Origin of the sequence: Polynucleobacter sp. Tro8-14-1 (assembly GCF_018881655.1) — a bacterium.
Taxonomy (GTDB): Bacteria; Pseudomonadota; Gammaproteobacteria; order Burkholderiales; family Burkholderiaceae; genus Polynucleobacter.
Genome location: NZ_JACVPX010000001.1, coordinates 42,808 through 69,046 on the forward strand (window position 1 = coordinate 42,808; position 26,239 = coordinate 69,046).

The 26,239-nt window shown below is 46.0% G+C and carries 33 protein-coding genes; 26 read left to right on the forward strand and 7 right to left on the reverse strand.

The features are described 5' to 3' along the window. Nucleotides 1–4 precede the first annotated feature (4 nt). Genes lipB through ICN34_RS00225 form a run of 3 tightly spaced genes read left to right on the forward strand, consistent with a single transcriptional unit; the run spans nt 5 to nt 2,233 of the window. A complete protein-coding gene (gene lipB / locus ICN34_RS00215; protein WP_072582655.1) occupies nt 5–649 on the forward strand; it encodes a lipoyl(octanoyl) transferase LipB in 645 nt (214 codons plus the stop codon). Next, entirely contained in the window at nt 646–1,656 is a 1,011-nt protein-coding gene (gene lipA / locus ICN34_RS00220) for a lipoyl synthase (RefSeq protein ID WP_216120150.1), read from the forward strand. The genes lipB and lipA overlap by 4 nt, the downstream gene beginning before the upstream one ends. Next, nucleotides 1,649–2,233 carry a hypothetical protein gene (locus ICN34_RS00225; protein WP_072582657.1) on the forward strand — a complete coding sequence of 195 codons (585 nt, stop codon included), beginning with the start codon at nt 1,649–1,651 and terminating at the stop codon, nt 2,231–2,233. Before lipA ends, ICN34_RS00225 begins: the two co-directional genes overlap by 8 nt. 21 nt (nt 2,234–2,254) lie before the next feature. On the opposite strand, the gene ICN34_RS00230 is transcribed toward ICN34_RS00225, so the two are convergent. Continuing rightward, nucleotides 2,255–2,509, reverse strand: a complete 255-nt coding sequence (locus ICN34_RS00230) for an accessory factor UbiK family protein (protein WP_072582658.1) — start codon at nt 2,507–2,509, stop codon at nt 2,255–2,257. Between the two features lie 264 nt (nt 2,510–2,773). Here ICN34_RS00230 and ICN34_RS00235 point away from each other — a divergent pair, with 264 nt between their 5' ends. The 8 genes from ICN34_RS00235 to ptsP all read left to right on the forward strand — a co-directional run bounded on the left by ICN34_RS00235 (nt 2,774) and on the right by ptsP (nt 10,421). Next, nucleotides 2,774–3,718 (forward strand): TorF family putative porin, encoded by a 945-nt coding sequence (locus ICN34_RS00235; RefSeq protein WP_216120153.1) that lies wholly within the window; start codon nt 2,774–2,776, stop codon nt 3,716–3,718. Nucleotides 3,719–3,742: 24 nt separating this feature from the next. Next, the gene (locus tag ICN34_RS00240) at nt 3,743–4,081 is read left to right on the forward strand and encodes a P-II family nitrogen regulator (protein WP_011903792.1); all 339 of its coding nucleotides are present in this window, start codon (nt 3,743–3,745) and stop codon (nt 4,079–4,081) included. 13 nt (nt 4,082–4,094) lie between these two features. Next, nucleotides 4,095–5,579: an ammonium transporter gene (locus ICN34_RS00245; protein WP_072582661.1), complete on the forward strand. Its 1,485-nt coding sequence runs from the start codon at nt 4,095–4,097 to the stop codon at nt 5,577–5,579. Between the two features lie 104 nt (nt 5,580–5,683). Then, nucleotides 5,684–6,982 (forward strand): glutamate--cysteine ligase, encoded by a 1,299-nt coding sequence (gshA, locus tag ICN34_RS00250; protein WP_216120155.1) that lies wholly within the window; start codon nt 5,684–5,686, stop codon nt 6,980–6,982. 28 nt (nt 6,983–7,010) lie between these two features. Further along, nucleotides 7,011–7,952, forward strand: coding sequence for a glutathione synthase (gene gshB, locus ICN34_RS00255; RefSeq protein WP_216120157.1), 942 nt, complete (start codon nt 7,011–7,013; stop codon nt 7,950–7,952). A 2-nt stretch (nt 7,953–7,954) separates the two neighbouring features. Then, nucleotides 7,955–8,377 carry a PTS sugar transporter subunit IIA gene (locus tag ICN34_RS00260; RefSeq protein WP_216120158.1) on the forward strand — a complete coding sequence of 141 codons (423 nt, stop codon included), beginning with the start codon at nt 7,955–7,957 and terminating at the stop codon, nt 8,375–8,377. Nucleotides 8,378–8,394: 17 nt separating this feature from the next. Next, on the forward strand, nt 8,395–8,664 hold the full coding sequence (locus ICN34_RS00265; protein ID WP_072582664.1) for an HPr family phosphocarrier protein: 270 nt from the start codon (nt 8,395–8,397) through the stop codon (nt 8,662–8,664). A 5-nt stretch (nt 8,665–8,669) separates the two neighbouring features. Next, nucleotides 8,670–10,421, forward strand: a complete 1,752-nt coding sequence (ptsP, locus tag ICN34_RS00270; protein ID WP_072582665.1) for a phosphoenolpyruvate--protein phosphotransferase — start codon at nt 8,670–8,672, stop codon at nt 10,419–10,421. 16 nt (nt 10,422–10,437) lie between these two features. On the opposite strand, the gene ICN34_RS00275 is transcribed toward ptsP, so the two are convergent. From ICN34_RS00275 to gpmA, 3 genes are read right to left on the reverse strand one after another with little or no spacing between them, the layout of a single operon-like run. After that, complete coding sequence (locus ICN34_RS00275; protein WP_216120160.1) at nt 10,438–11,190, reverse strand: HesA/MoeB/ThiF family protein; 753 nt, start codon at nt 11,188–11,190, stop codon at nt 10,438–10,440. 24 nt (nt 11,191–11,214) lie between these two features. Then, nucleotides 11,215–12,648, reverse strand: a complete 1,434-nt coding sequence (locus ICN34_RS00280) for a S41 family peptidase (RefSeq protein WP_072582667.1) — start codon at nt 12,646–12,648, stop codon at nt 11,215–11,217. 12 nt (nt 12,649–12,660) lie between these two features. Then, the gene (gene gpmA / locus ICN34_RS00285; protein ID WP_072582668.1) at nt 12,661–13,350 is read right to left on the reverse strand and encodes a 2,3-diphosphoglycerate-dependent phosphoglycerate mutase; all 690 of its coding nucleotides are present in this window, start codon (nt 13,348–13,350) and stop codon (nt 12,661–12,663) included. Nucleotides 13,351–13,372: 22 nt separating this feature from the next. On the opposite strand from gpmA, the gene ICN34_RS00290 reads away from it, so the two are divergent. The 4 genes from ICN34_RS00290 to ICN34_RS00305 are packed head-to-tail and all read left to right on the forward strand — an operon-like array spanning nt 13,373 to nt 15,639. Continuing rightward, complete coding sequence (locus ICN34_RS00290; RefSeq protein ID WP_072582669.1) at nt 13,373–13,786, forward strand: rhodanese-like domain-containing protein; 414 nt, start codon at nt 13,373–13,375, stop codon at nt 13,784–13,786. 10 nt (nt 13,787–13,796) lie between these two features. Beyond that, nucleotides 13,797–14,051: a glutaredoxin 3 gene (gene grxC / locus ICN34_RS00295; RefSeq protein ID WP_072582670.1), complete on the forward strand. Its 255-nt coding sequence runs from the start codon at nt 13,797–13,799 to the stop codon at nt 14,049–14,051. Between the two features lie 28 nt (nt 14,052–14,079). Continuing rightward, nucleotides 14,080–14,592 (forward strand): protein-export chaperone SecB, encoded by a 513-nt coding sequence (secB, locus tag ICN34_RS00300; protein ID WP_216120162.1) that lies wholly within the window; start codon nt 14,080–14,082, stop codon nt 14,590–14,592. Nucleotides 14,593–14,616: 24 nt separating this feature from the next. Continuing rightward, on the forward strand, nt 14,617–15,639 hold the full coding sequence (locus ICN34_RS00305; RefSeq protein WP_216120164.1) for an NAD(P)H-dependent glycerol-3-phosphate dehydrogenase: 1,023 nt from the start codon (nt 14,617–14,619) through the stop codon (nt 15,637–15,639). 22 nt (nt 15,640–15,661) lie between these two features. Here ICN34_RS00305 and trmL read toward each other — a convergent pair whose 3' ends face one another. Together trmL and ICN34_RS00315 are read right to left on the reverse strand one after the other, a co-directional pair. Further along, entirely contained in the window at nt 15,662–16,132 is a 471-nt protein-coding gene (gene trmL / locus ICN34_RS00310; RefSeq protein WP_216120166.1) for a tRNA (uridine(34)/cytosine(34)/5-carboxymethylaminomethyluridine(34)-2'-O)-methyltransferase TrmL, read from the reverse strand. Nucleotides 16,133–16,142: 10 nt separating this feature from the next. Then, nucleotides 16,143–16,898, reverse strand: coding sequence for a ComF family protein (locus tag ICN34_RS00315; RefSeq protein WP_255538540.1), 756 nt, complete (start codon nt 16,896–16,898; stop codon nt 16,143–16,145). A 44-nt stretch (nt 16,899–16,942) separates the two neighbouring features. Between ICN34_RS00315 and ICN34_RS00320 the strand changes: the two genes are divergently transcribed. The 7 genes from ICN34_RS00320 (at nt 16,943) to ICN34_RS00350 (ending at nt 22,483) form a co-directional block, all read left to right on the forward strand. Continuing rightward, the gene (locus tag ICN34_RS00320) at nt 16,943–17,695 is read left to right on the forward strand and encodes a methyltransferase domain-containing protein (RefSeq protein ID WP_255538541.1); all 753 of its coding nucleotides are present in this window, start codon (nt 16,943–16,945) and stop codon (nt 17,693–17,695) included. 179 nt (nt 17,696–17,874) lie between these two features. Continuing rightward, complete coding sequence (gene coxB, locus ICN34_RS00325) at nt 17,875–19,032, forward strand: cytochrome c oxidase subunit II (protein WP_216120170.1); 1,158 nt, start codon at nt 17,875–17,877, stop codon at nt 19,030–19,032. Between the two features lie 43 nt (nt 19,033–19,075). Beyond that, on the forward strand, nt 19,076–20,695 hold the full coding sequence (ctaD, locus tag ICN34_RS00330; protein WP_216120172.1) for a cytochrome c oxidase subunit I: 1,620 nt from the start codon (nt 19,076–19,078) through the stop codon (nt 20,693–20,695). Next, nucleotides 20,679–20,810 carry a cytochrome oxidase small assembly protein gene (locus ICN34_RS00335; protein WP_216120175.1) on the forward strand — a complete coding sequence of 44 codons (132 nt, stop codon included), beginning with the start codon at nt 20,679–20,681 and terminating at the stop codon, nt 20,808–20,810. Before ctaD ends, ICN34_RS00335 begins: the two co-directional genes overlap by 17 nt. Nucleotides 20,811–20,823: 13 nt before the next feature. Continuing rightward, a complete protein-coding gene (locus ICN34_RS00340) occupies nt 20,824–21,408 on the forward strand; it encodes a cytochrome c oxidase assembly protein (RefSeq protein ID WP_216120599.1) in 585 nt (194 codons plus the stop codon). Between the two features lie 17 nt (nt 21,409–21,425). Further along, complete coding sequence (locus ICN34_RS00345; RefSeq protein WP_216120177.1) at nt 21,426–21,599, forward strand: DUF2970 domain-containing protein; 174 nt, start codon at nt 21,426–21,428, stop codon at nt 21,597–21,599. Nucleotides 21,600–21,628: 29 nt separating this feature from the next. Then, complete coding sequence (locus ICN34_RS00350; protein WP_216120179.1) at nt 21,629–22,483, forward strand: cytochrome c oxidase subunit 3; 855 nt, start codon at nt 21,629–21,631, stop codon at nt 22,481–22,483. A 67-nt stretch (nt 22,484–22,550) separates the two neighbouring features. On the opposite strand, the gene ICN34_RS00355 is transcribed toward ICN34_RS00350, so the two are convergent. Then, nucleotides 22,551–22,763: a twin transmembrane helix small protein gene (locus ICN34_RS00355; RefSeq protein WP_072582679.1), complete on the reverse strand. Its 213-nt coding sequence runs from the start codon at nt 22,761–22,763 to the stop codon at nt 22,551–22,553. A 14-nt stretch (nt 22,764–22,777) separates the two neighbouring features. Here ICN34_RS00355 and ICN34_RS00360 point away from each other — a divergent pair, with 14 nt between their 5' ends. Genes ICN34_RS00360 through cyoE form a run of 4 tightly spaced genes read left to right on the forward strand, consistent with a single transcriptional unit; the run spans nt 22,778 to nt 26,236 of the window. After that, nucleotides 22,778–23,566 (forward strand): SURF1 family protein, encoded by a 789-nt coding sequence (locus ICN34_RS00360; protein ID WP_255538542.1) that lies wholly within the window; start codon nt 22,778–22,780, stop codon nt 23,564–23,566. Then, nucleotides 23,563–24,219, forward strand: a complete 657-nt coding sequence (locus ICN34_RS00365) for a hypothetical protein (protein WP_216120181.1) — start codon at nt 23,563–23,565, stop codon at nt 24,217–24,219. The genes ICN34_RS00360 and ICN34_RS00365 overlap by 4 nt, the downstream gene beginning before the upstream one ends. Continuing rightward, nucleotides 24,219–25,340, forward strand: a complete 1,122-nt coding sequence (locus tag ICN34_RS00370) for a heme A synthase (RefSeq protein ID WP_216120183.1) — start codon at nt 24,219–24,221, stop codon at nt 25,338–25,340. Before ICN34_RS00365 ends, ICN34_RS00370 begins: the two co-directional genes overlap by 1 nt. A gap of 2 nt (nt 25,341–25,342) precedes the next feature. After that, entirely contained in the window at nt 25,343–26,236 is an 894-nt protein-coding gene (cyoE, locus tag ICN34_RS00375; protein WP_072582682.1) for a heme o synthase, read from the forward strand. Nucleotides 26,237–26,239: the final 3 nt, after the last annotated feature.

A 26,239-nucleotide genomic window follows, 5' to 3' on the forward strand; every position in this document is an offset into this window, starting at 1 on the left:
ATTCATGCCAGCTTTAGTAAAACAACTGGGCTTAGCAGATTACGCCTCTACATATGAGGCGATGAAACTTTTTACTAAAGAGCGTACTAGCGAAACGCCTGATGAAATTTGGGTCCTAGAGCATCCCCCTGTTTTCACTTTAGGTTTGGCAGGTGATGCGGGTAACTTGCATACACCCAGCAATCAAATTCCACTCGTGCAAGTAGATCGGGGTGGAGAGATTACCTATCACGGGCCAGGCCAAATCGTGGTTTATCTTTTGCTAGATCTAAAGCGTCTAGGGATCTTTGTAAAAGAATTGGTCTCTCGTATAGAGCAGGCGCTGATAGATACGTTGTCAGATTTTGGGATTAAGGCTGAAAGGCATCCGGGGGCTCCAGGAATTTATGTCTCTCAGCAGTCAGGAGTGCCCTCAGAATGGATTGGCGCTAAGGTGGCTGCCTTGGGCCTCAAAGTCTCCAAAAGCTGCTCCTATCATGGCCTAGCCCTGAATGTCGCTACCGACTTAGGGGCATTTCAGCGTATCCACCCCTGTGGGTATGAGGGTTTAAAGACGGTCGACATGCAAACCCTTGGGATCAAGGACAATATAGACACTATTAGCCAAAGGCTTTTGCAGCACTTACAAAAGCAACTGATGCCATCATGACCACAAATAAGCCTAACACCAAGACACCTATCGAGGCGCGCCAAGACCTCAATTACGACGCGTCACGTAAACAAAAATCGAGCGAGAAGACTGCGCGCATTCCGATCAAAATTATTCCTTTAACAGAGGTATTGAAAAAGCCTGACTGGATTCGGGTGAAGGCCGCATCTAATAATTCTCGCTTTTCTGAAATCAAAAAGATTTTGCGCGAGAACGAGTTAGTTACTGTCTGTGAAGAGGCCAGCTGCCCCAATATTGGCGAATGCTTTGGCAAAGGAACTGCCACTTTCATGATCATGGGTGACAAGTGCACCCGTCGTTGTCCGTTTTGTGACGTAGGCCATGGCAGACCAGATCCTCTGGATGAGAAAGAGCCTGCTAATTTAGCGCGCACTATTGCCGCTCTCAAACTGAACTATGTGGTGATTACAAGCGTAGATCGTGATGATCTTCGTGATGGTGGCGCAATGCACTATGTTGATTGTATTTCTCAATCACGCGGACTCTCCCCAAATACCCGAATTGAAGTGTTGGTGCCAGATTTCCGTGGTCGTCTAGATAAAGCGTTGGATATTTTTGCTGAGCATGCGCCTAGTGGTTTGCCTGATGTGATGAATCACAACCTCGAAACAGTGCCACGTTTATATAAACAGGCTAGACCGGGTGCAGATTATTTGCATTCTTTAAAGCTCTTGAAAGATTTTAAAGAGCGCTTTCCTCATGTCCCTACTAAAAGCGGTTTGATGGTGGGCCTTGGTGAAACAGATGAAGAAATCTTAGATGTGATGCGCGATATGCGTGAGCACAATATCGACATGCTCACTATTGGTCAGTATCTCGCCCCGTCAGGACATCATCTACCTGTTACGCGTTACGTTCATCCCGACGTCTTTAAGATGTTTGAAGAAAAGGCTTATGAAATGGGCTTTTCTCATGCGGCTGTAGGCGCTATGGTGCGCTCAAGCTATCACGCAGATCAACAAGCGCATGGAGCAGGGGTTGTTTAGACTGGTTTCTAAGGCCGCTACCTTACTAGCGACCTTCATTTTTCTCATTGCATGTAGTCCTAAATTAGATTGGCGTACAGTCCAAGCGCCGCAAGAAAGATATACCGCTTTATTTCCTGGCAAACCAGATAAGTTAGAGCGCCGCATTCCTTATCTTGATCAAGAACTTTTACAGACACTTGAAGCGGTAAAAATTGATGATGATATTTACTCGGTCAGCACTATCCAGTTGCCGGCCAATCAAAGTGCCTCACTAAGCAAGTTACTTTCGCAATTACAGGCTAACTTAATTGATAGGGCAAAAGCATCTGGTGGCGATGTCACTGTTGAGGATGCTTTTTATAAAACAACAGATCGACAGCGTTTACCGATCAAAGATTATTTTCTGGATTTGAAATCCAACGGTAAATCACAGCAACTCATGCGCGTTCGTTGGATTAATCGAGTTGCACCGAATGGTGATATCTGGGTTTATCAAATATCAGTCCTGCATATGAATGCAGGCACGGAGAATGCAAAAACTTTATTGTCTAAAGAAGAGTGTGAAAACTTCTTTAGTGATTTTTCTCCAGAGTAGTCTGAAGAGAAGATCATTTAATTATTGTTTTTCTAGGGCAGCAACTTTAGCTTCAAGCGCTTCTAACTTTTCACGTGTCTTAGCAAGCACTTTGCTTTGAAGATCAAATTCTTCGCGCGTTACTAAATCCATTTTCTGAAATCCTTGATTCATCATGGCGCGTACATTCTTTTCAATTTCTTGAGCTGGCGAATTGCGAATGGCATCACCAACCTTGTTTTGCATATCGTTCGCGATACGTTGGATTTGCTCGAGGATTTCGCCTGGTTTTTGCATGATGAGGGTTCGCAGTTCTATTGAGAGTTGCAGAAAAGATACACATTTGTATTTTAAGTTGTATGCGTAAAACTGCCCAAAAAGGGGTTAAAACCCGAAAAATGCCCCATATTCACTCATTCGGTGCAATATTTAGCACCAAAAAAGAGCATTTGCCTTATTTAGGGGATTTGTGACAAGGCCATGAACCCCTGGGGATTCAATATCACCCCATGCAATAAGCATTCAACCCATTTTTTTATTACAACCAGTAAGGAGTAGTTCATGAAAACTTTGCAAAAGACAGCAATCTCTGCGGCAGCAGTAGCTTTGTTGGCAGGCCTTTCAACTGCAGCATTCGCAGCTGACGAGCCAGCAGCACCAGAAGTAAGCCCAATCACTGCTAACGTAACTGTTGCAAGCAACTATATCTATCGTGGTTTGACACAAACCAATAACAAGCCAGCGATTCAAGGTGGCTTTGACTACGCGCATGAGAGCGGTTTCTATGTAGGTAACTGGAACTCAAATATTAGCTGGATCAGCGACCAATACGGTGGTGGTGGTTCTAAGCCTGGAAGCGGCACTGGCGCTGTTACAGCTCCAATCGAAATGGACTTCTATGCTGGTTTCAAGAAAGAGTTGATCGGCGAAGGTTTTGCCTCTGACTTTGGTGTGTTGCAGTACTACTACCCAGTTTCAGGCATGGTTTCTAATGCGCCGACTGGAACTCAAATTCAAGGTAACCCAACTTATCGTCAAGCTTCAGGCTCATCCCCAAGTACAACGGAAGTTTATGCGGCACAAAACTTTACTGCTGGTCCTGTAACTGGTTTCTTCAAATTCTCATATGCCTTGAGTAACCTCTTCGGTATCTATAACTCTAAAGGTTCTTTTTACCCAGATTTGACAGCAAACTATGACACTGGTTTCTACGGAGTTGGCTTGGTTGGTCACGTTGGCTACCAGTATGTTCCAAACAATACTGTTTCTTCTGTAGCCCAGCTTGCTGCTAATGGCAATCCTGCTAGCATGGCTGGTACATACAACTTAAGCTATGCTGACTGGAAGTTTGGTTTCACTAAAGACTTTGGTGGTGGCTTGTCAGGTACCGCTTACTACACTGGTACTTCTGTAGCTAAGACAGGCGGTAACTACATGTACACAACTCCTAACGGCGGCAACGCTGGTCGTGCTAACGCAGTTGTAGCTTTGACAAAAACTTTCTAATTTCCACTCTGAACGGAGAAACACATGAAATTAATTACCGCAATCATCAAGCCCTTCAAGCTTGACGAAGTGCGCGAAGCTCTCTCGGAAGTGGGAGTTTCGGGCATTACCGTCACTGAAGTTAAAGGCTTTGGTCGTCAAAAAGGTCACACCGAGTTGTATCGTGGTGCTGAGTATGTTGTCGACTTTTTACCTAAAGTAAAAATTGAAGCTGCTGTTGAAGATGGCATCTTGGAGCGTGCGATTGAAGCAATTGAAAAATCTGCACGTACAGGCAAGATTGGCGATGGCAAGATTTTTGTCTCTCCAGTTGAGCACGTCATTCGTATTCGCACCGGTGAAACCGGCGCGTCAGCACTTTAAAGAGAGGTTCAAAATGTTAACTTGGATGAAACGACTCGTTGCTGGTGGTGCTATGGCTTTGGCTATTGGCGCTACTGGTGTAATGGTTACTTCGCCAGCGCATGCTGATGAAGTAAAAAAACCAGCTGTAACAGCTCCTGCTGCTACTCCTGCTGCTGCAGAACCTGCTCCTGTTCTTTGCTCTGAAAAGTGCAATAAAGGTGACACTGCTTGGATGATGGTCTGTACAGCATTAGTGCTGTTGATGACTCTTCCTGGCTTGGCGTTGTTCTACGGCGGTTTGACACGTAGCAAGAACATCTTGTCTATCTGTATGCAATGTTTCATGGTCTTCTCTTTGATTTCAGTGCTATGGGCGATTTATGGCTATAGCTTTGCATTCACGGAAGGCGGAGCATTCATCGGTGGATTAGATCGCCTCTTCTTGGGCGGTATGAATCCAGACTCAGTAGCAGCAACCTTTAGTAAGGGTGTTGTGATTCCTGAGTATGTATTTATGGCTTTCCAAGCGGTGTTCGCAACTATTACTTGCTGCTTGATCATTGGTTCTTTTGCTGAGCGCGCTAAGTTCTCTGCAATCTTGGTATTCATGGTGATTTGGTTCACTTTGAGCTACCTGCCAATCGCTCACATGGTTTGGTTCTGGCCTGGTCCAGATGACATCAAAGATGCTGCATCACTCGAAGCGATTACTGCTCGTGCTGGTTGGTTGTGGCAAAAAGGTGTTCTCGACTTTGCTGGCGGTACCGTTGTGCATATCAATGCTGCGATCGCTGGTTTGGTTGGTTCCTTTGTTATCGGCAAGCGTTTGGGCTACGGCAAAGAAGCAATGAAGCCACATAACTTAGTTTATGTAATGTCTGGCGCTGCTCTCTTGTGGTTCGGCTGGTTTGGTTTCAATGCTGGTTCAGCCCTTGAAGCAAACGGTAGCGCTGCCTTGGCATTCGTGAATACTTATTTAGCTACCGCTGCTGCTGTATTGGGTTGGTCAGTTGCTGAGTGGGTTCTCAAAGGTAAGCCATCGATGTTAGGTGCTGCATCTGGTTGCGTAGCTGGTTTAGTTGCAATTACTCCTGCTGCTGGTTTCGTTGGCCCAATGGGTGCAATCGTAATCGGTGTTATCGCTGGCGTAATCTGCCTCTGGGGTGTTACTGGTCTCAAGAAGATTTTGGGTTCAGATGACAGCTTGGACGTGTTTGGTGTTCATGGCGTAGGTGGTATTACTGGCGCATTGTTGACTGGTGTATTCGCTGACCCAGCTTTGGGTGGAACAGGTATCTGGGATTATGTAGCTAATGCAGTTGCTCCCGATTACTCTGTTGCTAGCCAATTATGGATCCAGGCTCAAGGTGTGATTACCACTGTAATTTGGTCTGGCGTAGTTTCTTTTGTAGCCTTCAAATTGATCGATATCGTGATTGGTTTGCGCGTTAAGGAAGAAGAAGAGCGCGAAGGCTTGGACATCAGCTCACACGGTGAGACTGCTTACGAGTCTTAATCAGTAGATTTACCCCTCACTGGGCGGCCCTAGTTGGCTGCCTAGTTTTAAGCGCGGGATCCTCGGATCCCGCGTCTTTCTTTTAATAATCTTACAATGGTGGAATGGTTCCACATCTCATTACTGCACTCACCGGCCCTTTGCTCGAATTAGAGTCAAAGGTTCTAGAAGCGACCCCAACCATTGAGCGTTGGTTCAGGCTGGAATGGCAAGAACATACCCCGCCTTTCTACTGTTCTGTCGATTTACGCAATTCTGGCTTTAAGTTAGCTCCAGTTGATACCAATCTTTTCCCTGGAGGGTTTAATAACCTTTCGCCGCAGATGTTGCCGCTTGCTGTTCAGGCTGCCATGGCTGCCATTGAGAAGATTTGCCCTGAGGCCAAAAACTTATTGCTGATACCAGAACGACATACACGCAATACTTTCTATTTGCAGAACATTGCGCGCTTGTCTTCGATTTTGCGTCAAGCTGGCTTAAATGTTCGACTAGGTACTTTCTCTGAAGAAATTAAGAAGCCAACCTGGATTGATTTACCCGATGGCAATCGCTTGTTGATGGAGCCACTTTCTCGATTAGGTCTCAAGAAACAACGTTTAGGGTTAAAAGATTTTGATCCTTGCTCGATCCTGTTAAATAACGACTTATCCGCAGGCATTCCTCCGATTCTGGAGAATATCTATGAGCAGTACTTGCTGCCGGGCTTACATGCTGGTTGGCATGTTCGTCGTAAATCAAATCACTTTGCCGCCTATGAAGAGGTGGCAAAGAAATTTGCCAAAGTTGTAGATATCGATCCATGGATGATCAACCCTTACTTTGCTAGTTGCTCCAATATTAATTTCCATGAGCGTAAGGGCGAAGACGAACTTCAAACTGCCGTAGAGCAAGTCTTGAAAAAGACAGCTAAGAAGTATCGTGAATACGGTATTAAAGAGAAGCCTTATGTCGTAGTAAAAGCTGATGCTGGTACTTATGGCATGGGTGTGATGGTAGTCAATGATCCCGCGCAGTTAAAGGGCTTGAATCGTAAAGACCGCAACAAGATGAGTGTGGTCAAGGAAGGCCTTGAGGTCAGTGATGTATTGATTCAGGAGGGTGTGTATACCTTCGAGAAGGTCAATGAAGCGGTTGCTGAGCCCGTGGTGTACATGATTGATCGCTATGTCATTGGCGGCTTCTATCGTGTTCATACTGACCGCGGTCCGGATGAGAATCTCAATGCTCCCGGCATGCATTTTGTACCTCTAGCCTTTGAGCAAAACTCGATGCCTGATCTAGGGGCTAAGCCAGGTAGCGCCGCTCCAAATCGCTTCTATCTATATGGTGTAGTTGCTCGCTTAGCGCTGCTTGCTGCATCATTGGAGCTAGAGCGAACTGATCCCAATGCTGAAGTTGCATAAATAAATTACCAATCTCTCAATAGAAATAATGAACCTTCTTTTTATTGCAGATCCCCTTGAATCTTTTAAGGTTCAAAAAGACTCCACGCTAGCAATGATGCGTGTAGCGCAAGAGGCAGGCCACCATTTGTGGTTTTGTCAAAGTCGCAATGTGTTGTGGAGAGATGATTTCGTAGTAGCTGATTGCCAATCTTTAGTGGTTAAGCCCAGCTCCACGAACTGGTTTGAGTTGGGTGAGATTGAGTCTCGAACACTCAAGTCTTTTTCTGCTGTGCTCATGCGCACAGACCCTCCTTTCGATATTGAATATCTCAATACCACTTGGTTGTTATCGGCCGCAGTACGTCAGGGCGCGAAAGTATTTAACGAGCCAAGCGCTGTTCGAGATCATTCAGAAAAACTATCTATTACAGAGTTTCCAGAACTGATTCCGCCTACCTTGGTCACGCGTGAATTAGCTGCGGTAGAGCTTTTTCATCAGGAGCATCGCGATATCGTGATTAAGCCTTTAGATGGCATGGGCGGCATGGGTGTATTTAGGGTTGGGGCTGATGGACTCAACCTTGCTAGCATTGTAGAAACGCTTGGCGAGAATGGCGCAAGAACCCTGATGGTTCAGCGTTTTCTGCCAGAAATTGCCCAGGGCGACAAACGGGTGCTTTTAATTGGCGGAGAGGTAGTGCCATTTGCGCTAGCTCGCATTCCGCAGGGTAGCGAAATTCGGGGTAATTTGGCTGCCGGTGGCAAAGGCGTAGCGATGCCTTTAACCGAGACCGAAAAAGGGATTGCTGAAAAATTAGCCCCTGTTTTAAATCAGCGTGGATTATTCTTGGTAGGGTTGGATTTAATTGGTGGTTATCTCACCGAAATTAATGTGACGAGCCCTACTTGTTTTGTTGAAATTACTGACCAAAGCAACTTTAATGTTGCGCAATTTTGGTTGGCAGCGCTAGAGAAAGCATTGGCATAAATATGGTTGGAATTGTCATCGTTGCTCACACACCGGTTGCCAGCGCAATGCTGGGGTTTGCTGAGCATACTTTTGGTGTATTGCCTGAGCGTGTTCGAGCAGTGGATATCCCTCCTCATGAAGATACCAAGGCAAGCTTTGATCGCGTGATGAAGGCGGCTTATGGTGTGAACAAAGGCAACGGCGTCTTAATCCTGACAGATGTTATGGGTGCAACTCCTGCTAATGTGGCCTCAAAGTTAGAGGCCTTGGGTCCTTTATCGGGATTGAATGCGCCTGTAATTGTGTTGGCGGGATTAAACCTTCCTATGCTGATGCGTTGCATTTCTCATCGCGGAGAAAATCTGGAAGACTTGGCGCAAAAAGCCCTTGCTGGTGGACAGAATGGCATCTTGCGCTTAGGTGCAAAAGTAAATCAAGAATAGATAAGGGCCAGCACACTATGCCTTCGGTAGAAATCGAAATCATCAATAAATTAGGCTTGCATGCGCGCGCATCTGCCAAGCTATCTCAATTAGCCGCTCAGTTTCCCTGTGAAATATTTCTGTCACGTAATGGGCGTCAAATTAATGCGAAGAGCATTATGGGTGTGATGATGTTGGCGGCCGGTATCGGCAGCACTGTGACCCTTGAGACTGTGGGCGAAAAGGCGGATGAAGCTATGCAGGCACTCACCGCCTTAATTAATGACCGATTTGGTGAGGGTGAGTAAATAGTATGACTTTTGCATTACACGGAATTCCAGTATCGAAAGGCATTGCCATTGGCAAGGCGGTACTGATTTCTCGTGCAGCATTAGAAGTCAGCCATCACCTGATTGAGGCTGGTAAAGAAGAGGCTGAAGCACAAAAGCTATTAGACGCATTTGATCAGGTTCGCCTAGAGCTTGAGCAATTGCGCCAAGGATTGCCAAAAGATGCCCCGCAAGAGATGGCGGCATTCTTAGACGTGCACGGCATGATATTGGCGGACCCAGCATTGGCTGAGAAGCCCATTAAACTCATTCGCACGCAACGATTAAATGCAGCATGGGCCTTAACTACTGAGTTGAATGATCTGTTGGAGCAATTTGCAGACATTGAGGATGCGTATTTAAAGGAACGCGCCAACGATATTCGTCAGGTTGCTGAACGCGTGATTAAGGCATTAAATGCCCAGAAAAAAGATCCATTAAACGATGCCGATTTTTTGCCAACCAGTGATATCGGCGTTGAGTCCATCATCGTTGCCCACGATATTGCTCCGCATGACATGCTGCGTTTTAAAGAGCATGCTTTTACCGGATTTGTAACGGATCTGGGTGGTAAAACTTCCCATACGGCTATCGTGGCGCGCAGCATGGAAATACCCGCAGTAGTTGGTGTGCGCCATGCCAGCGAAATGATTCGTCATGGTGATTGGTTGGTGCTAGATGGCGATCGAGGAGTTGTAGTAGTTGCCCCAGATGAGCAGCTACTAGCCGAATATCGCAAACTACAAGCTCAGGTTCTCAAAGAAGCTCGCAAGCTCCAACAGTTAAAGCATGCAAAAACAGAAACAGCCGACCGTGTTGAGATTGAGTTGTTTGCCAATATTGAATTGCCAGAAGATGCTATTCAGGCGGTGAAGTTGGGTGCTGTAGGGGTTGGTTTATTCCGCTCTGAATTTTTATTCATGGACCGTAAGCAGGCTTTGCCAGATGAAGAGCAGCAATACCAAGAATATCGTCGCGTAGTCGATTTAATGCATGGCTTACCTGTCAACATCAGAACGATTGACGTTGGTGCAGATAAGGCATTGGGCGGCGGTGGCGATATTTCTCAAACAGGCACATCACCATTGGGCTTGCGGGCAATCCGCTGGTCTTTAACGGAGCCTGAAATCTTTTTAACGCAGCTCAGAGCAATCCTGCGTGCATCAGCACATGGTCAAGCGCGCATCATGATTCCAATGTTGGCTCATGCTAAAGAGATTGATGAAACATTTAGACTGATTGAAAAAGCGAAACAACAATTGCATCAGCGTGGCAAAGCATTTAATCCGAATATTCAAGTTGGTGCAATGATTGAGATTCCGGCCGCTGCTTTAGTCTTGCCTTTGTTTATTAATCGATTCGATTTTCTTTCTATTGGAACGAATGATTTAATTCAGTACACACTAGCGATTGATCGTGCAGATCATGCAGTTGCCCATTTATATGACCCATTACATCCAGCGATATTGAATTTATTAGCCAATATCATTGAGCAAGCTAAACGTGCTAATGTGCCTGTGGCTGTTTGTGGCGAGATGGCTGGTGATCCTGCATTAACGAAGTTATTGCTTGCCTTGGGTTTAACGGATTTCTCAATGCACTTCAGCCAGTTATTGCTGGTCAAGCGGGAAATTCTTCAGGCCAATGTCGGCTTGTTAAAAGCCCGCGTTGCTAGAGTCTTGAAGGCATACGAGCCAGAAGAGCAGGCAAAGGCTCTAGAGCGACTGCTGTCTTAATTATTTATTGCGCTGCCTAGTGGGCTGAGCCGCATACCGAACACTCGGAATTACGGCTAATACGGATTTCATCGATTTGGGTCGTACGCCCATTCCAAAGCAACATACGGCCCACCAAAGGCTCTCCAAAACCAATTAATACCTGCAGGGCTTGAGCGGCTTGCATGGCTCCAATGATCCCTACTAGAGGCGAGAAGATGCCCATGCTGGAGCAACTGACTTCTTCAAATACTTCATCTGGAGAAAAGATGCAGGCATAGCATGGTGAGCTTGGATTTCGCAGATCAAAGACGCTCACTTGACCATCGAACTTGAGAGCTGAGCCTGAAACCAATGGAATTTGATGTTTAACGCAGGCAGCATTAATAAGGTGTCTGGTTGAAAAGTTATCTGTGCAATCGAGCACAACATCAACGCTTGGCAGCAGTTCATCTAATAGCGAAGCTGTGGCTTTAGCCTGAATGGTTTCAATCTGAATGCTGGAGTTAAGGCATTGTAAAAATTCTTTTCCTGAAGCAACTTTGCTTTTGCCAACGCTACTTTCGGTATGCATGATTTGACGCTGCAAATTGGTGAGCTCTATATCATCATGATCTACTAGGGTGATGTGTCCCACTCCGGCAGCGGCTAAATAGGGGGCGGCAGCACTACCTAAGCCGCCGGCGCCGATGACTAATGCATGTGATTGGAGAAGCTTCTCTTGGCCAGCAACATCAATCTCGTCAAGCAGCAAGTGCCTTGAGTATCGAAGTAACTGCTCGTCATTCATGTGCCAGCCGCAGAGATTAAAAGATTATTCGAGTTTGGATGAGGAGCGCTTCACGGGCTGGCCATTAATAAAGGCTACTGCCTGAGAAAGCATGAAGTCATCTGCACTGCCTAGCTCAGGCGGTTTCTTATTCTTATCTTTCTCTTTTTCTTCAGGAGTCTTCTTGGCATTTTTCTCTTCAATGCGCTGCAACTCTTCGAGGCGACGTTGTTCGCGATCTTTAATCAGATTATCTTCAGCAGACTGCTTATTGCGTAAGTGTTTCTCGCTATCGATCTCACGAGTGATTAAGACATCATCTGGATCACCATCTTTGTTTTGGTCTACTGGGATATCTGGTTTCACACCAAAAGCCTGAATCGACTTACCACTTGGGGTGTAGTAATAAGCGGTAGTAATCTTCAGTGCTGAATCATTGGTCAGGGGGCGAACGGTTTGGACAGAGCCCTTACCAAAGGTCGTTTTTCCAATAATGGTTGCGCGTTTATAGTCCTGGAGTGCGCCAGCCACAATCTCAGAGGCTGAGGCGGAATAAGCGTTTACCAAGACCACCATAGGTAATTTCTTAAATATCGCTGGAACACCCGCCAAAGGGTCGCCAGACTCATTTAGGCGATACATCGCTGGCGTTGCATTAAATACCTGTTTTGAATCTGGGGACTGGCCTTTAGTGGAGACAATAACTGCGTCAGCAGGCAAGAATGCTGCAGCCACACCTACGGCTCCTTGCAATAGACCGCCGCCATTGTTGCGCAGATCAAGAATGATGCCTTTGAGTTTTGGATCTTGATTGGCAATATCGGTTAATTTCTTAGCAAGATCAGGAACGGTGCGCTCCTGAAAGCTGGTGATGCGTACCCAAGCAATATCGTTATCCAGAATTTTTGTTTTGACTGATTGAACTTTAATCTCTGCGCGAGTGATTGTGACCGGAAAGCTACGCTCTTCACTCTTACGAAATACCGTCAAAGTAATTTTGGTTCCAGGTTCGCCGCGCATAGTGCGTACCGCTTTGTCTAGAGACATACCGCGTACAGGTTTGTCATCAAGGCGTGTAATGAGGTCTCCGGCTTGAAGACCCGCGCGAGCAGCAGGACTATCTTCAATTGGATTGAGTACTTTCACTACACCATCTTCAGAAGTGATTTCAATACCAAGTCCAGCAAACTTTCCAGAGGTCATCTCTTGCATTTCTGCAAAATCTTTTTTATCTAAGAAAGTGGAATGAGGATCAAGACTACTGACCATTCCTTTAACAGCATCCGTTAATAGTTGCTTGTCTTCAATAGGCTCAACGTATTCGCGCTTAATTTGGGCAAAGACATTGGAGAGCGTGCGAAGCTCATCCAGCGGTAGCTGAGGGCTTTGCTGGGCGGTCGCGGAGAGCTGTATCGTGGCTGCTACGCCGGCGATAAGGCCAACGGCTATCAGGGCGAAATTCTTTAGAAATTGGCGCATATCTCTTTTGCTTTAATCCAAATAAAAGTGTTGAATGGGTTTGAGGTTGTCGTCTAAGTCATAAACAAGTGGCACACCATTAGGTACATTCACTTCCATGATGGCTTCATCAGACATTTGATCTAAATACTTAATGAGTGAGCGAATGCTGTTGCCGTGTGCTACTAGTAAAACGCGTTTGCCAGCTTTGAGTGCGGGTGCAATAGATTCATTCCACAAGGGTAATACTCGATCAACGTTATCTTTCAGGCATTCACCCAAGGGAATATCGGAAGGATTGAGCTTTGAGTAACGGAGGTCATTTTTTGGGTGACGCTCATCATCATGCTCAAGTAGCGGCGGACGTACATCATAGGAGCGACGCCAAATATGAACTTGTTCATCGCCATATTTAGCTGCGGTTTCAGCTTTATTCAATCCGGTGAGTGCGCCATAGTGACGTTCATTTAAGCGCCAGCTATGGACAACAGGGAGCCACATTAAATCCATGGCATCTTGAACGTGCCAAAGAGTGCGAATGGCACGCCTTAAAACGGAGGTATAGGCAATATCAAATTCATAGCCTGCTTTTTTGAGGTTTTCACCTGCTGCGATGGCCTGTTCTGCGCCTTTAGGGGTTAAGTCGACATCCGCCCAGCCAGTGAAGCGGTTTTCAAGGTTCCAGGCGGATTCGCCATGACGAATAAGGACAAGTTGTTTCATAGAGCCATTCTATAATCTGGTGATGAACTTTCTTACGCAAATTGATAATTTAGCGCTTATTGCCCTGCTGTTGGTTTCAGGCATAGCGCTTTTCCTACCCTCATTATCTACGCTTATTGGCGGGAAAGGCTTAACGCCTACTGAAGCGACGATTTGGATTAATCGTCGCAAAGCCTATGTCTTGGACCTGCGCTCGGAGGAGGCTTTCAAATCAGGGCATTTACCTGGCGCCAAATTCGCCAATGCTGCTGGCTTAACTGCAGCCATTGAAAAGCTCAAGTTAGACCGCAAGCACCCAGTGGTCTTGGTTTGTGAAACGGGCTCCCAGTCACGCAAACTCGTAGCCGAAGCTCAAAAACTAGGCTTTGCCGAAGTAGGCGCTTTAGATGGCGGCGTGCTGGCTTGGAAAGCAGCAGCCCTACCTTTAGTGAAGTAAGGAGAAATCGATGCCTCCAGTAACAATGTATAGCACCCAAGTTTGCCCTTACTGCGTCATGGCGGAAAAGTTGCTGACTAAAAAAGGCGTTGCTAATCTCGAAAAGATTTTGATTGATCGTGATCCGGCCCAGCGCGAAATAATGATGACACGCACTGGCCGCCGCACTGTTCCACAAATCTATATAGGTGACACGCATGTTGGTGGTTATGACGACTTAGTGGCATTAGATCGGGCTGGAAAGCTTGATCCCTTATTAGCTTAATAGATTAAACATACAAAGAAAGTTAGCAATGACTGAAAAATCCCCAGCACCCCAGGCAAGTGCCGAGCAAGCTAAAGAACCTGGATTTCATATTCAGCGAATTTACTTAAAAGATGTATCTCTTGAGCAACCAAATGCTCCGCAGATTTTGTTGGTTGCATCTGAGCCACAAGTGCATGTTGAGATTGATATCTCCGTTGCACCCTTAAGTGAAGGTATCTTTGAGGTAGCCCTAAGCTCCACTGTGACTGCGAAAGTCGACACCAAAGTTCTGTTCTTGGTGGAAGCAAAACAAGCCGGCATTTTTGAATTTAGTAATATTCCGGTTGAGCAAATTGATCCCATGCTTGGCATTGCTTGCCCAACGATTTTGTATCCGTATTTGCGTTCAAATATCGCCGACATTATTAGTCGCGCAGGCTTCCAGCCAATTCATTTGAATGAGATTAATTTCCACGGCATGTATGAACATCGTTTGATGCAAGCTCAACAAGAAGCTGCCGCTAAGGATGGCGCTGCCGCTGAGAGCAAGCCTCACTAAGCTCAACGAGCGAGCCCACAGATCATGAAAGTGACACTGCTCGGTGCTGGCGCCTGGGGAACAGCGATGGCTGCGCAAGCAGCTCGCTTTCTCCAAGAGGGTGATGTTGTTTTATGGTCTCGTAGCAAACAACAGTTAAAAGGAATTGAAGAGAGCGCTGAAAATCGCGCTTATCTTTCAGGGATTCAGTTGCCTAGAGGCCTCAAGTTTGAGGGCGACTTCTCTACTGCTATCAAAAAACTTTCTAGTGATGATTTATTAGTCATTGCTACACCGATGTCGGGGCTTTCAGAAACAATCGCCCAAGCTTTAAAGATTGCTGAGCACCCACTCAATATTATTTGGCTCTGCAAAGGTCTTGAGCCGAATACCGCCTTATTGCCCCACCAGGTTGTAGAGCGTGAGAGCAAGATACATTCTCATGGAATAACGCATTCATATGGCGCCTTATCTGGCCCAAGCTTTGCGCGTGAGGTTGGTGAAGGTATGCCTTGCGCTTTAACCGTTGCTAGCAAATCTCCTAAGTTATGTGAAGCAGTGCAGACCGCTTTCCATCACGGCAATATGCGCGTGTATTCAAGCGATGATTTAATTGGTGTGGAATTGGGCGGGGCAATTAAGAATGTCTTGGCGATTGCTGCAGGTATTGGTGATGGCTTGGATTTGGGTTTGAACGCTCGCGCTGCTGTTCTCACGCGCGGTTTAGCAGAGATGATGCGCATTGTGAAGGCTGCCGGTGGCAAATCTGAAACTTGTATGGGCTTAACTGGTGTTGGAGATTTAATCTTGACTGCCACTGGTGACCTTTCTCGCAATCGTCGCGTTGGTCTTGAGCTTGCTGCTGGTAAGTCTCTACCTGAGGTTCTTGCAAGTCTTGGTCACGTTGCCGAGGGTGTGCTTTGTGCCGAGGCGGTTGGCGATTTGGCAAAACGCCTAGGAGTTGACATGCCGATTACTGCGATGATGGGTGAAGTGCTCTCCGGAAAATTGAAGCCGCATGATGCTGTTAAAAAACTCATGGGGCGCGATCCTAAAATAGAATCGTAATTACAGTATTTGGGTCAATTTGTTATTGACCGCCAGCAAGGCCATTCTGCCGCCATGCTTCATACACGACAATTGCTACAGTATTTGATAAGTTCAGACTACGACTGCTATCTTGCATCGCCAGACGCATGCGATTCTCATTCGGAATCGAGTCTCTGACTTCATCCGTAATGCCTTTGGTTTCAGAGCCAAATATAAAGTAATCATCGGGCGCGTATTTGCCTTCATGAAACTTTCCTGAGCCCTTGGTAGTCAATGCAAAGAGATGCTGAGAATCGGGTTGCTCATCCTTTAAAAACTGCGCCCAATTTTTGTGGACTTTGACGCGTGCAAACTCGTGATAGTCCAAGCCCGCTCTACGCAACTTAGCATCTTCCATTGGAAATCCAAGCGGCTCAATTAAATGCAGCTTGGCGCCAGTGTTTGCACACAAACGAATAATGTTTCCAGTGTTAGGTGGAATCTCGGGTTCGAATAAAACAATATTAAACATACGGCACTCTTTAGATTGGTCGCGCAGCTCGAAGTACTACCCAATTAATTACGCGAGATACACCATTGTCCTTCAGAACGCGCGCAATTTCATTAAGAGTTGCGCCACTTGTCATCACATCATCAAACACAATCACAGTCTTGTTTGTGAGCTGCTTAATATAACGCTCTTCAAGGTAAAACATTCCCTGAATGGCTAGTTGGCGATTGCTTAAGGTGCTGCCGGCCTGGTGCTCTGCATAATGATGGCGCTGCAGCATATAAGGTGATTTTTGAATATACCCTCCACACCGAATCCGTTTAGCAATTTCCCAACTTTGATTGAAACCACGCTGTGCTAACTTCTCAATGCTGAGCGGCACTGGCAGTAAATAATCAGCAGAGATAGCTTCAAGCTCCTTACTGAGAAGTAAGTTCCATGTTCTGCCAAGAGCATTAGCAAACGCAATACGTTTTTGATACTTCAATTCATGCAGTGGAGTTTGTAGCAATCCATCATAGCGATCCAGGCAATAGGTTTCATCAAAGTATGGTTGAGAGATTTGGCATTGCGCACAATGTTGCTTCGCAATTTCTGTTGCCTGAAGTGCTATGCCACATTGATAGCTCAATAAGCCACCATCTCGTAATTGATTGAGACAGCGATCGCATAGAGATGATTTTTGAAACTCCCCACAAGCAATGCAGGCTGTTGGCAAAAGCTGCTCACAAATAGTTTGAAAAATGTTCTCTGGAAATCGCATGGGGCGCTGAGTATACTGAGCCAATGACCCAGCCCCTTAGATGGTTACAAGACGAAATTGCAGATCGCATGCTGCAGAAATTAGACATCGTTAAGCTTGATGTAAAAGACATCTTAGTGGTGCCCGATTTTGCTGGTAAGCATTTGGATACGCTCGCTAAGCGCTATCCAAATGCGCGCATTTTTAGCATCGCCGAAAACGGTGTTTCAGGATTTCAAATGTGGCGTGCTAAAGCACTTAGTAATTGGCGATCCTTATTTGCTAGCAACACTAGCTCCTTTGCGCGTTATATCTCGTCTGGAAGATTTGATATTCCCGACAATTCTGTTGATTTAGTGTTCAGCGATCTTTTACTGCACGACTTGCCTGATCCGAAGCATTTTTTGCAAGAGTGTTGGCGCGTACTGCGCGAGGGCGGCTTAATCACATTTAGCTATTTAGGGCCCGATACCGGAAAAGAATTGCGCGCCTTGGAACTCCCGGAAGTAAAACTTAAGAATTTATTGAGTCCCTGGGATATGCACGATATGGGAGATGCTTTGCTGGGTGAGCGGTTTTCTGATCCCGTAATGGACATGGAGTACCTCACTTTGGACTATGAGAAGCCAGCCTTGCTGTTAGCAGACATTTGTGCGCTGAAATTGATGCATTCCACCCCTCCTGAAGTCACTGAAAAAGAGGTTTTGCCGCAAAAAATCACCTTAGAGGTGGTTTATGGGCATGCATGGGCACTCGGAAAGCACCTCGCAAAGGCAAAGGACAACGTCGCCTACATTGACCTAAATCAAATTGGGCACAAGACTAGGTCAGATTCTGCCTAAGTGTAAGTGCTTACTATCATTTAAACCTCGACCAAGATTGGTTCAAGCTGGGTTAACCCTGTTTGTTGTTGCGCCTAATTAACCCTATAATCACGGCTGGATGTATTGGCTTGAGACCGTTTTTTGGGCATTTTGTGGCATTTTTGCTGCTTTGCTCACGACAATAAACAGAGAATAAGATGAATTTATTTGGAAAAGTCACTAGGGCTTCGCTCTATTTCGCAGTTGCTTTTGGCACTGCTTTTGCTCATGCAGCAGAGAACATGCCCGGTGGCCCAGCTGTTAATCAGCTGAATTTCGCGCCTCCTGCTACCAAAATCATGCAAGAGATTCATTGGTTGCATTGGATGATGTTGGTCATTTGCGCAGTGATTTTTATTGGTGTTTTTGGAGTGATGTTCTATTCCATCTTGAAGCACCGTAAATCATTAGGTCACAAATCAGCATCTTTCCATGAGAGCACGACTGTTGAAATCATTTGGACAGTTGTTCCACTGCTGATCGTTATCGGCATGGCATTGCCAGCAACAAAAACTGTTGTGGCGATGAAAGACACTACTAACTCCGACATCACTATTAAGACCACTGGTTATCAGTGGAAGTGGGGTTACGACTACATCAAGGGTGAGGGTGAAGGCATCAATTTTATTTCCACTTTGGCAACATCACGTGAAGCAATCAATAACTTAGCACCTAAGTCTGATACTTATTTGATGGAAGTGGATAACGAATTAGTTGTGCCGGTTGGCAAGAAAATTCGTTTGATCACTACTGCTAATGACGTCATTCATTCTTGGACTATCCCAGCGTTTGGCGTAAAGCAAGATGCGATCCCTGGTTTTGTGCGTGACACTTGGTTTAGAGCCGACAGGATTGGTACATTCCGCGGTCAGTGTTCTGAGCTATGCGGTGCAGAGCATGCCTTTATGCCTATCGTTGTCCGAGTAGTTTCACAAGAGGACTACACCAAATGGGTGACTGAGAAGAAACAAGCAATGGGCGCTGGTGGCGATGACCCTTCTAAGGTTTACACCTTGGATGAGCAAAAAGAACGCGGTGCCAAAGTTTACGCTGCTAACTGTGCAGCTTGTCACCAGCCAAACGGCAAAGGCGCAGGCGCATTCCCAGCATTGGATGGCAGCAAAGTAGTGAATGGTCCAAAAGAGGGTCAGTTCAATATCTTGCTCAACGGTAAAAATGCAATGCCGAAGTGGGGAGGTGTACTTTCTGATGCCGACATTGCTGCTGTAATTACTTATACCCGTAACTCCTGGGGTAACAAGACAGGTGAAGTGATTCAGACGCAAGAAATTATGACCGCACATGGCGGTAAGTAATCCAGATTAACTAATACAGATAAAAACGAAACCGGAGTAATCCATGAGTACAGTCTCTACTACCCACGATCACGCACACGACCACGCGCATGATGATCATATGCCACACGGATGGCGTCGTTGGTTGTTTGCAACCAACCACAAAGATATTGGCACGATGTATTTGCTCTTCTCATTCATCAGCCTATTGGCTGGTGGCACGATGGCTTTGGGTATTCGCCTGGAATTATTCCAGCCTGGTTTGCAATTCTTCCGCCCTGAGTTCTTTAATCAGCTAACAACTATGCATGGCTTGGTAATGGTATTCGGTGCGATCATGCCGGCATTCGTTGGTTTCGCTAACTGGATGGTGCCTTTGCAAATTGGTGCATCCGATATGGCATTTGCTCGTATGAACAACTTTAGCTTCTGGATTCTTCCAGTGGCTGCAACCTTGTTATTGAGCTCATTCCTTGTCCCTGGTGGTGCTCCAGCAGGCGGTTGGACTATGTATGCTCCGCTGACCTCACAAATGGGTCCTGGCATGGACATGGCAATTTTTGCCCTCCACTTATTGGGCGCTTCTTCCATTATGGGTTCGATCAATATCATCGTGACCATCTTGAATATGCGCGCTCCGGGCATGACTTTGATGAAGATGCCAATGTTCTGCTGGACTTGGTTGATTACTGCTTATTTGTTGATTGCTGTGATGCCTGTACTGGCTGGTGCGATCACGATGACTTTGACTGATCGTCACTTTGGCACTTCATTCTTCTCTGCAGTTGGCGGTGGCGACCCAATCATGTTCCAGCATATTTTCTGGTTCTTTGGTCACCCAGAGGTTTACATCATGATTCTTCCAGCATTTGGAATCGTGAGTGAAATTATTCCTGCTTTCTCCAGAAAAACATTGTTTGGTTACAGCTCAATGGTTTATGCAACCGCATCTATTGCGATCTTGTCATTCATCGTTTGGGCTCACCACATGTTTGCAACTGGTATGCCTGTTACTGGCCAGCTGTTCTTCATGTACGCAACTATGTTGATCGCTGTTCCAACTGGTGTAAAGATTTTTAACTGGGTAGCAACAATGTGGAAAGGTTCGATGACTTTCGAAACTCCAATGTTGTGGGCTATTGGTTTCATCTTCGTATTTACGATGGGTGGCTTTACTGGTTTGATCTTAGCAATGGCGCCAATTGATATCGGTTTGCAAGATACCTACTATGTTGTGGCTCACTTCCACTATGTACTGGTAGCAGGTTCATTGTTTGCCATGTTCGCCGGTTTCTACTACTGGTGCCCCAAGTGGACAGGTCGCATGGCTAGTGAAACTCGCGGCAAGATCCACTTCTGGACTTCCATGATTTTCTTTAACATCACATTCTTCCCGATGCATTTCTTGGGTTTAGCTGGTATGCCACGTCGCTATGCCGACTATCCAACCCAGTTTGCTGATTTCAATTTAATCGCTTCGATCGGTGCATTGGGCTTTGGCTTGTCGCAGGTCTATTTCTTGTTCTTCGTCGTGCTTCCTGCATACCGCGGCCAAGGTGAAAAAGCACCAATGAAGCCATGGGATGGAGCTAAAGGCTTGGAGTGGATTATTCCTTCTCCAGCACCGCATCATACTTTTGAAACTCCACCTAGTGCTGAGCAAATGCATGAAGCCGGAATTTAATTCATCAGAGAAACAAGCCCTTGCTGCGAAAAATCGCAGGATGGGCTTCATTCTTTTGAGTGTGTCACTGATATTTTTTATTGGTATTGTGATTAAACGGAGTATGTTGGGTTAATCCCGCAATGACGATGGTTTCAACTCAATCACTAAATCGCCAGATTTTATTAAAGCTCTTAATTGCAGCGGTAATGATGTTTGGATTTGGTTACGCACTAGTCCCAATGTATAAAGCCTTGTGTGAAGCTACCGGGATTAATGTTGTAACGAGCAAAAATGACTATGGCGTTAGAGCTTTCAGCCCAAATAGGGTTGGTAATACCCAGGTTAACTATGCTCGCACGGTGATGGTTGAGTTTGACTCCAATAGCCGTGGCCCGTTTACTTTCAAACCCGTAAAGAATTTTTTAGAAGTGCATCCTGGTGAAATGACTGAGATTGTTTATGAAGTCACCAATAATCAGAATCGCCAAGTGCGAGCACAGGCAATACCAAGTTATGCGCCTAAAAGCGCAACAGAATTTTTTATAAAGTTAGAATGTTTCTGTTTTCAAGAGCAGACATTAGCGGCAAATGAGACAAAAAAGATGCCGGTAGTTTTTGTGATCGATGCGGGTCTCCCGGAAGATGTGAAAACCATTACTTTGTCGTATACCTTCTTTGACTTGGGTGTTGGTGGCACACCAGCTGCCCCCAAATCAAGGGTTGCTTCTTGAAAAAGAAAAGTAGTTTTATGCAATCTATGAAAGCCGTGATGTGGGGTTTTCTGGGGGTGCGTAAGAAGTCAGGTTTGCAGGAAGATGTTGCTTCATTGAGTTTTGTACACATTATCATTGCTGGAGTTGTTGGCGCCTTGATCTTTATGGGTGCTCTCCTGTTGATAGTGAATGCAGTTGTGTCCCATTGATTATTTTTTGATTGAATAGAGAGAATAAGATGTCATCCAATTCAACCCCATACTATTTCGTCCCTGGACTATCTAGGCATCCTGCCATGGCCGCCGCCGGCTTAATTGCATTTGGCGCTGGTATGTCTGGCTGGGTAAATCACACTTCTTGGGGCGGTGCCCTAAGTTTAGTTGGTGTGGCATGGGTTCTATTTGTGCTCTATCACTGGTTCGGCGATACGATTGCTGAGTCGAATGCTGGCAAGAATGGTATCAACGTTGATATTTCTTATCGCTGGTCAATGGCTTGGTTCATCTTCTCTGAAATCATGTTCTTCGGCGCATTCTTTGCGGCCCTCTTTTACGCACGCAATATTGCAATGCCTTGGATGGGTGACGTTACGAGCAAATTACTTTGGCCTAATTTCCAGGCTGTCTGGCCAAATGATGGCCCTGCTGGATTGGTTGAGAAGTTCACCACTATGGGCCCATGGCCGATTCCAACCATCAACACATTATTGTTATTGAGCTCTGGCGTGACGATTACTATTGCTCACCATGCATTGGTAGCGAACCATATGAAGAAGGCCATTATTGGCTTGGCTGCAACTGTTGGCCTAGGCTTCATCTTCTTGTGCTTCCAGGCTTTTGAGTATTACCACGCTTACCATGAGCTCAATTTGAAGCTCACATCAGGTATCTACGGTTCTACATTCTTTATGTTGACTGGATTCCATGGTTTCCACGTATTCCTTGGGGGCACTATGCTGGCCATCGTATTGCGCCGTATGATTCGTGGCGACTTTACTGCTAAACACCACTTTGCTTTTGAAGGCGCTGCTTGGTACTGGCACTTCGTTGACGTAGTCTGGCTTGGCTTGTACATCGCTGTTTACTGGATGTAAGTTGAATAAAAAATCGGGGCTTTAAAGCCCCGATTTGTTTTAGTACTCTTGTCTTGTGCAGTAACGGTTAGTTTGTTCCCACCCTGATACCAGTAGCCTCAATGAGGCCAAAGTAGTGGGCTAGCAGAATTCCTAAAAATAGCGCGACGGACAAGCCAATGCGAAGCATCAGTGAATGAACCATGCGGGAGCTATTTCCCCTATCTTTCATCATGTAATACAAAGCCGATCCTAAGCTAAAAACAATCATTAGTAGGACAATAGGAATAATCCACTTCATCTCAAATCCCTCAATTGAATAAGCTGTTTTTTGCCCTCGTTGCCAAGCGCATAGTCGCTACTTTATCAGCCTTGCTGGTGATTGCGATCGGCTGTGGTGCTGGGGTCTGGCAACTGAGTAGGGCTAATACCAAAATTGCCTTGGCAGCGAATTTACAGGCTCGCCAACAAATGCCCATATTAAGTGCCAATGCAACACCATGGACTTTGGGAGAGGCTAGTGAGCGCCGTATGATTGCTCGTGGGCGATATGTTCCCGAGGCAGCAGTTTGGCTGGATAACAGGCCAAGACCTATTCCTCCTGCTGGTAGCGCCACTGCACAGTCCGGCTTTTACCTGATGATGCCTTTGAGGCTGGAAGGGAAAGATGAGGTTCTTTGGGTGAATCGGGGTTGGGCGCCGCGCAACAATGAAAATCGCGAAACCCTCCCACCCGTGCAAACCCCAAATACAGTAGTCAATATTGAAGGCGTTGTATTTGCTCATCCCGGGAAAGTCTATGAGCTTGGGAGCGGCAAGATTTCTGCCGATGTAAACAAACCAAGAATTGAACAAAATTTTGATTTAACAGCTGAAGGCAAGTTACATGGTTGGAGTCAAGCGCCCTTTATCTTGCGTGAGATTGAGGTTGGCATAGAGGATGGCTTAATCCGCGATTGGGCGCCTCTGACAAGTGGGGTCGATCGCCATTATGCTTATGCATTCCAGTGGTTTGCTTTGGCTTTTGCTGGATTTTTATTTTGGTTGCTAAGTGGCCTGCGGCAATATAAACGACAGGGATTAGTGAATGGGGATCAAGAGTGAGTGATAAAGAGTTATTAATTCCGGCTTCACAGGTGGATGCATCTGCGATTAATGCGCGTACGCGTCGTGGCCGTATTCAGATGTTGTTCTTATTGCTTGCCTGTGCCTCACCAGTTCTCGCTTCTTACTTTGCTTATTACGTGATTAAACCTGAAGGTGGAAAAACCAATTTCGGAACACTCGTATATCCAGCGCAAGAGTTCAATACGGCGTGGCTTGATGCCCCCCTCCAGGGTAAATGGACTCTCTTAGTTGCGCGTCCAGCTGGCGAATGCCACATCAAAGATGAGAAATGTATTGAAGCTTTATTTCTCATGCGCCAAACCAAAGTTGCCATGGGTAGAGAAAGCGAACGCTTGCAGTTGATCTGGGTGAATACAGATGGCAAGCCTGTTGACCCTGAGGTCCTCAAGATTTATGACGAAAAGACGGCGGGGCTTAAGGTACTTACATTGCCCTCCGACCCAAAGCAAAGGGCTGACTTTGAGACTTGGTTAAATAAAGAAGGTGTAGGACAGGAAATTCAGTTGATTGATCCAAGTCCTGCCAAGATGATGTATTTCCCAGTGACAAATTCTCCTAAAGAATTTTCTAGCATGAAGAAGGACTTGGAAAAGCTTCTGAAGTTAAATCACAAGGGCGAGAATTTGTAATGCCCAGTTTCATTTTATTTCTGGAGTTGGCAGCCATCGCTATTATTTTTGCTGGCCTACCGCTCTTCTTCATTTGGAAAAAACCTGGCTATAGCTTGTTGCAAAAACTCAATTGGGTCTTGGTCTTCATGACCTTTGATCTAATTGTATTTGGCGCATTTACACGCCTCACTGACTCTGGGCTGGGCTGCCCTGATTGGCCTGGATGCTACGGTACTTCCAATCCTTTTCATGCGCTAACGGATATACAGCAAGCTGAGAGCGCTTGGCCTACCGGGCCAGTCACAACTATTAAAGCCTGGATTGAGATGATTCATCGCTACTTAGCCATGACAGTAGGTACATTGATTTTGGTACAAGTGGCTATTGCATTTTCTAAGCTGAAGTCCTTGGGAAAAAATCCTTTGCTCGGCAGCTTGGGCTTGCTCTTATTGGTCTGCATTCAAGGCGCCTTTGGTGCTTGGACTGTCACCCTGAAGTTGCAGCCAATCATTGTTACAACACACCTGATGTTGGCCTTAGTCTTGTTGGCTTGCTTAACGGCGTATGCGCAGCAGTCATGGGAGGACAGGTCCTCTACAATTCGCACCATTCGGGTCCGGCCGCTTTCTGCGCAACTCCTCACCCTTTCCTTTATTGTTTTATTCATCCAGGTTTTCCTAGGTGCATGGGTGAGTACTAATTACGCAGTACTAGCCTGTCCTGATTTCCCAACCTGTTTGGGAAGTGCTTGGCCTGAGACGAATTGGAGTGAGGGCTTTACTCTCTGGCGTCAATTGGGGCTCAATGCTCAGGGAGAATTTATCTCTCCAGAGGCCTTGCAAACAATCCACTGGGCACATCGCCTTTTTGCCGTGATGGTATTGGTCGTGCTTGGTACTTTGGGCTGGAGTGCTCTTGCGCTGGCAACCCCAGTGCTATCAGGCCTTAGTCAAGTGGCCAAGCTATTGCTAGGAGTGCTTTTATTACAAGTCATCACTGGTATTTCTAATGTGGTGTTTCAGTGGCCGTTATTGGCGGCTTTATTACACACTGCCGGCTCTGCGGCTTTGGTATTCTGTTTGGTCAGAATGAGTTATTGGGCTTCTTGGAAGCCTTTCATTCAAAAGAAGATGGCGTAAATATGAGTGACTCTAAAACAAGCGCACCAGTGGCTATGCCACGTTGGCGTCAATATTGGGTTTTAACTAAACCCAGAGTGACTCAGCTCGCTGTTTTTTGTGCAGTGATTGGTATGTTCTTAGCGACGCCTGGCATGGTTCCGTATCCAGTGCTATTTGGTGGCGTTGTTGGTATCTGGCTTTTGGCTGGCGCTGCATTTGCAGTGAACTGTTTGATTGAGCAAGCTGTTGATGCCAAGATGAAGCGCACTGCTTGGCGTCCATCAGCCACCGGCGAAGTCACACCTTTTCACATTATTATTTTCTCAATTGTTCTGGGTTCACTCGGAATGATTATTTTGTGGAATTTTTGTAACCCATTAACGATGTGGTTAACACTTGCTACCTTTGTTGGTTATGCAGTGATTTACACCTGGTTACTAAAACCTGCCACGCCACAGAATATTGTGATTGGCGGTTTATCCGGTGCGATGCCACCGGCCTTGGGCTGGGCTGCAGTGACTAACACCCTTTCTGCAGAAGCCTGGCTTTTGGTTCTGATTATTTTTGTGTGGACCCCACCACATTTCTGGGCACTGGCTTTGTATCGTCGTGATGACTACGTTCAATCGGGTTTACCAATGCTGCCAGTGACTCATGGCGAGCGTTTCACACTTCTGAATATTGTTCTCTACACTCTTATATTGATTGCAGCTACGATGCTGCCATATATCTATGGCATGAGCGGTATGGTGTATTTAGTTTCGGCAATCGTCCTAGGCTTAATGTTCCTGGCCTATGTCATCGCCTTATTTATTTCCTATAGTGATGCTTTAGCCAAAAAGACCTTCCGCTTTTCTATTACCTATCTTTCGCTACTCTTTGCAGCGCTTTTGATAGACCATTATTTCCTCTGAGAG

Excerpts from the sequence above, each read along its gene's own strand:
- lipB (WP_072582655.1), top strand. The coding sequence starts at position 5 with ATGCCAGCTTTAGTAAAACAACTGGGCTTAGCAGATTACGCCTCTACA.
- lipA (WP_216120150.1), top strand. The coding sequence starts at position 646 with ATGACCACAAATAAGCCTAACACCAAGACACCTATCGAGGCGCGCCAA.
- ICN34_RS00230 (WP_072582658.1), bottom strand. The coding sequence starts at position 2,509 with ATGCAAAAACCAGGCGAAATCCTCGAGCAAATCCAACGTATCGCGAAC.
- ICN34_RS00235 (WP_216120153.1), top strand. The coding sequence starts at position 2,774 with ATGAAAACTTTGCAAAAGACAGCAATCTCTGCGGCAGCAGTAGCTTTG.
- ICN34_RS00240 (WP_011903792.1), top strand. The coding sequence starts at position 3,743 with ATGAAATTAATTACCGCAATCATCAAGCCCTTCAAGCTTGACGAAGTG.
- ICN34_RS00245 (WP_072582661.1), top strand. The coding sequence starts at position 4,095 with ATGTTAACTTGGATGAAACGACTCGTTGCTGGTGGTGCTATGGCTTTG.
- gshA (WP_216120155.1), top strand. The coding sequence starts at position 5,684 with ATGGTTCCACATCTCATTACTGCACTCACCGGCCCTTTGCTCGAATTA.
- gshB (WP_216120157.1), top strand. The coding sequence starts at position 7,011 with ATGAACCTTCTTTTTATTGCAGATCCCCTTGAATCTTTTAAGGTTCAA.
- ICN34_RS00260 (WP_216120158.1), top strand. The coding sequence starts at position 7,955 with ATGGTTGGAATTGTCATCGTTGCTCACACACCGGTTGCCAGCGCAATG.
- ICN34_RS00265 (WP_072582664.1), top strand. The coding sequence starts at position 8,395 with ATGCCTTCGGTAGAAATCGAAATCATCAATAAATTAGGCTTGCATGCG.
- ptsP (WP_072582665.1), top strand. The coding sequence starts at position 8,670 with ATGACTTTTGCATTACACGGAATTCCAGTATCGAAAGGCATTGCCATT.
- ICN34_RS00275 (WP_216120160.1), bottom strand. The coding sequence starts at position 11,190 with ATGAATGACGAGCAGTTACTTCGATACTCAAGGCACTTGCTGCTTGAC.
- ICN34_RS00280 (WP_072582667.1), bottom strand. The coding sequence starts at position 12,648 with ATGCGCCAATTTCTAAAGAATTTCGCCCTGATAGCCGTTGGCCTTATC.
- gpmA (WP_072582668.1), bottom strand. The coding sequence starts at position 13,350 with ATGAAACAACTTGTCCTTATTCGTCATGGCGAATCCGCCTGGAACCTT.
- ICN34_RS00290 (WP_072582669.1), top strand. The coding sequence starts at position 13,373 with ATGAACTTTCTTACGCAAATTGATAATTTAGCGCTTATTGCCCTGCTG.
- grxC (WP_072582670.1), top strand. The coding sequence starts at position 13,797 with ATGCCTCCAGTAACAATGTATAGCACCCAAGTTTGCCCTTACTGCGTC.
- secB (WP_216120162.1), top strand. The coding sequence starts at position 14,080 with ATGACTGAAAAATCCCCAGCACCCCAGGCAAGTGCCGAGCAAGCTAAA.
- ICN34_RS00305 (WP_216120164.1), top strand. The coding sequence starts at position 14,617 with ATGAAAGTGACACTGCTCGGTGCTGGCGCCTGGGGAACAGCGATGGCT.
- trmL (WP_216120166.1), bottom strand. The coding sequence starts at position 16,132 with ATGTTTAATATTGTTTTATTCGAACCCGAGATTCCACCTAACACTGGA.
- ICN34_RS00320 (WP_255538541.1), top strand. The coding sequence starts at position 16,943 with ATGCTGCAGAAATTAGACATCGTTAAGCTTGATGTAAAAGACATCTTA.
- coxB (WP_216120170.1), top strand. The coding sequence starts at position 17,875 with ATGAATTTATTTGGAAAAGTCACTAGGGCTTCGCTCTATTTCGCAGTT.
- ctaD (WP_216120172.1), top strand. The coding sequence starts at position 19,076 with ATGAGTACAGTCTCTACTACCCACGATCACGCACACGACCACGCGCAT.
- ICN34_RS00335 (WP_216120175.1), top strand. The coding sequence starts at position 20,679 with ATGAAGCCGGAATTTAATTCATCAGAGAAACAAGCCCTTGCTGCGAAA.
- ICN34_RS00340 (WP_216120599.1), top strand. The coding sequence starts at position 20,824 with ATGGTTTCAACTCAATCACTAAATCGCCAGATTTTATTAAAGCTCTTA.
- ICN34_RS00345 (WP_216120177.1), top strand. The coding sequence starts at position 21,426 with ATGCAATCTATGAAAGCCGTGATGTGGGGTTTTCTGGGGGTGCGTAAG.
- ICN34_RS00350 (WP_216120179.1), top strand. The coding sequence starts at position 21,629 with ATGTCATCCAATTCAACCCCATACTATTTCGTCCCTGGACTATCTAGG.
- ICN34_RS00355 (WP_072582679.1), bottom strand. The coding sequence starts at position 22,763 with ATGAAGTGGATTATTCCTATTGTCCTACTAATGATTGTTTTTAGCTTA.
- ICN34_RS00370 (WP_216120183.1), top strand. The coding sequence starts at position 24,219 with ATGCCCAGTTTCATTTTATTTCTGGAGTTGGCAGCCATCGCTATTATT.
- cyoE (WP_072582682.1), top strand. The coding sequence starts at position 25,343 with ATGAGTGACTCTAAAACAAGCGCACCAGTGGCTATGCCACGTTGGCGT.